At 65.6% G+C, this 372-nt stretch carries 1 pseudogene; it reads left to right on the top strand.

The window, feature by feature from the left end:
- Positions 1-372, top strand: a pseudogene (locus tag AC0IZJ_RS28375) (heme utilization protein); the annotation flags it as partial.

Below are 372 nucleotides of genomic sequence, written 5' to 3'. Positions count from 1 at the left end.
CACCGCCCAGCTCGCCGCCATCGAGACCGAGGACATCAAGTCCATCTCGACCGCAGCACTGCGCAACCTGTCTTCCGGCCAGCTCGACGCACTCACGAGCGACCAGCTGCGCGCGCTGAGCTCCACCCAGCTCAACGCGCTGAGCACTTCCCCGCAGGTGGTCAATCTGTCGACCGCCGACCTGAACGTGCTGACGACAGGCCAGATGGCAAACCTGTCCACCACTCAGGTCCAGGCGCTGACCTCGACCCAGCTCGGCAATCTCGCCACCGACAACCTGAACGCACTGGGCACAGCCCAGTTCGCCGCACTGACCTCTGGCCAGTTCGGCAGCCTGACGACCACCCAGCTCGCCAAGCTGGAAACGGCCGA

The organism is Roseateles sp. AC306 (assembly GCF_979253795.1).
The sequence above is the reverse complement of the archived record's forward strand: the minus strand, read 5'-3'. Positions and strand labels throughout refer to the sequence as shown.